The 2849-nt window shown below is 73.1% G+C and carries 3 protein-coding genes; 2 read left to right on the top strand and 1 reads right to left on the bottom strand.

Annotation, left to right across the window (positions count from 1 at the left end; genetic code table 11):
- Both QL987_RS16245 and QL987_RS16250 read left to right on the top strand, forming a co-directional pair.
- The coding region (locus tag QL987_RS16245; RefSeq protein ID WP_290158666.1) for a MarR family transcriptional regulator at nt 1-501 on the top strand (501 nt) is incomplete at its 5' end.
- A 26-nt stretch (nt 502-527) separates the two neighbouring features.
- Nucleotides 528-1037, top strand: coding sequence for a DinB family protein (locus QL987_RS16250; protein WP_290158668.1), 510 nt, complete (start codon nt 528-530; stop codon nt 1035-1037).
- Nucleotides 1038-1221: 184 nt separating this feature from the next.
- Here the strand turns inward: QL987_RS16250 and QL987_RS16255 are convergent.
- Nucleotides 1222-2849 (bottom strand): DEAD/DEAH box helicase (locus tag QL987_RS16255; protein ID WP_290158670.1); only part of this gene is annotated, 1628 nt, incomplete at its 5' end.

Genomic DNA, 2849 nt, shown 5'->3' on the forward strand with positions numbered 1-2849 from the left:
GTCGTCGCCGCCCCGCTCCCCGGTGCAGCCCCCACCCCACCCGTGGTCGCGGCGTCCGGGGACGGCGACGACCTCACCGACCTGATGGCAGCGTTCCGTCGCTTCCAGACCCAGAACGCGCGGGTGCTGACCCGCGAGAGCGCCGCCCGGGGACTCAACGCCACCGACACCCGGTTGGTGTTCTTCCTCGAGACGGCCACCGGCGGCGCCACCCCGAAGCAGGCGGGCGAGTACCTCGGGCTCTCGACCGGAGCGACCACCTCGCTCATCGACCGTCTGGAGCGGCACGGCCACCTCGAGCGGCGCCCGAACCCCACCGACCGCCGGAGCGTGCTGCTGCACCTCACCCCCTCGGGTGCGGCCGTCGCGCAGCAGATCAGCGCGGTCTGGTCGGCTGCCGTCCGCGAGGTCGTCGCCCCGGCCGACCGCGCTCGACTGGCGACGCAGTTCTCGCTGTTCGGCGCGGCACTCGAGCGTCACTCCGGAGCCACCAGCGTCTGAACCCGGGCGGGCGTAGCGTCGGGGACATGACCCCCGCCGAACTCCTCGTCGAAGCCTTCTCCCGCGTCCCCGAGACCGTCGGGCGTGCCGTCGACGGCCTGTCGGAGGACCAGCTCGCCTCCCGCCCGGCCGCCGGTGCGAACACGCTCGCCTGGCTCGCCTGGCACATCGCACGCGGGCAGGACTCCCAGATCGCCGACCTCGCCGACTCCGAGCAGGTCTGGACCGCCGACGGCTGGGTGGAGCGGTTCGGCCTGCCGTTCCCCGCCGAGGCGCTCGGGTACGGCATGTCCCGTGACGACGTCGGTCGGGTGCGGGCGTCCGCGGAGCTGCTGAACGGCTACCTCGGCGCGGTGCACGAGCGCACGGTCGCCTACCTGCACACCCTGTCGCCCGAGGACCTCGACACCGTCGTCGACGAGGCCTGGGACCCGCCCGTGACCGTCGGCACCCGCCTCGTCAGCATCCTCGACGACTGCGTCCAGCACGCCGGACAGGCCGGCTACGCGCGCGGGGTGCTGTTCTTCAACCGCTGAAGCGGGTCGCGCGACGCGACGACAGACGGACGGGAGGCCCGGTACCAGCTGGTACCGGGCCTCCCGTCCGTCACGTGGTGCGTCCGCGGCATCGAGACGCCGCGTCAACGCCGAGACGCCGCCGGATCCGGCGGCGTCTCGGCGCTTCGACGGCGTCTCGGGCAGACGCCGTCGTGTCGCGGGGTCAGCGCGCGGCGAGCTCCGCGAGGATGCGGTCGCCGGGGCCGCTCTCGACGAGGTCCGCCTCGATCTCGGCGTGCTCGAGGATGCCCTCGATCTTCCGGCGACGGCTGCGCGGGACGATCGTGACGACCGTGCCCTCCTTGCCGGCACGACCGGTGCGGCCGGAGCGGTGCATGTACGCCTTGTAGTCGTCCGGCGCGTCGGCCTGCACGACCAGCGAGATGTCGTCGACGTGGATGCCGCGCGCGGCGACGTCCGTGGCGACGAGCACGTTCACCCGGCCGCTGGTGAGCAGCGACAGGTTGCGCGTGCGGCGCGACTGGTTGAGGTCGCCGTGCAGCGAGGTCGCGCGGATGCCGGCGTCCTCGAACTGCTCGGCGAGCCGCTCGGCGTAGGCGCGGGTGCGGGCGAAGACGATGGTCTTGCCCTCGCCGGCGACGAGCTCCTCGAGGACCCGGTCCTTGTCGCGCTGCTCGACCACGAGCACGCGGTGGTCGATGGTCGAGGACGCCTGGTCCTCACCCGCGACCTCGTGCACGCTCGGCTCGTGCAGGAACTGCTCGACGAGCGCCGCGACCTGGGTGTCGAGGGTGGCGCTGAACAGCAGCTTCTGCGCGCGGTTGCCCTGCGGGGTGACCTCGGCGGTGGCGCGGAGGATCTCCTGCACCGGCTCGAGGAACCCGAGGTCGCACATGTGGTCGGCCTCGTCGAGGACGGAGATGACGACCTCGCTGAGGTCGAGCTTCCCCTTGTTCAGGAGGTCCTGCACGCGACCCGGGGTGCCGACGATGATGTCGACGCCGCGCTCGAGCGCACCCTCCTGACGGCCGTACGGGACACCGCCGTAGATCTGCGTCGTGAAGAGCCCCACCGAGCGGGCGATCGGCTGCACCGTGCGGTCGATCTGCAGGGCGAGCTCGCGGGTCGGCGCGAGGATGAGCGCACGCGGGGCGCGGCCCATCTTGCGCTTCGTGCCGCCGCCGTGCTCCATGAGCTTCTCGACGAGCGGGGCGCCGAACGCGATGGTCTTGCCGGAGCCCGTGCGGCCGCGGCCGAGGACGTCCTTGCCGGCGAGCACGTCGGGGATCGTCGCGGCCTGGATCGGGAACGGGCTCGCTGCGCCGAGCTCGGCGAGGGCGCGGGAGATGTTGCCGCCGATGCCGAGGTCGCCGAAGGTCACACCGTCGACGTCGGCGGCGATGGTCGCCTCGGCCTGCAGCTTCTCGAGCTTGACGTCGTCCGCGGGGACGAACGGGGTGCGCTCGGTGGGGCGGTCGGTGCGGTCGAAGCTGCGGGGAGCGCGCTCGTCCCGGTCGAAACGACGCGGGCGGTCGTCGTTGTCACGACGGGGCGCGCGGTCGTTGCGGTCGTTGCGGTCGAAGCTGCGCGGAGCGCGCTCGTCCCGGTCGAAGCGGCGCGGGCGGTCGTCGTTGACACGACGGGGAGCGCGGTCGGTGCGGTCGTTGCGGTCGAAGCTGCGCGGAGCGCGCTCGTCCCGGTCGAAGCGGCGCGGGCGGTCGTCGTTGTCCCGACGGGGCGCGCGGTCGGTGCGGTCGAAGCTGCGCGGGGCACGGTCGTCACGGTCGAAACGACGCGGACGGTCGTCGTTGTCACGACGGGGCGCGCGAT

Origin of the sequence: Curtobacterium sp. APC 4022 (assembly GCF_030407555.1) — a bacterium.
Classification (GTDB): domain Bacteria; phylum Actinomycetota; class Actinomycetes; order Actinomycetales; family Microbacteriaceae; genus Curtobacterium.

Excerpts from the sequence above, each read along its gene's own strand:
- QL987_RS16250 (WP_290158668.1), top strand. The coding sequence starts at position 528 with ATGACCCCCGCCGAACTCCTCGTCGAAGCCTTCTCCCGCGTCCCCGAG.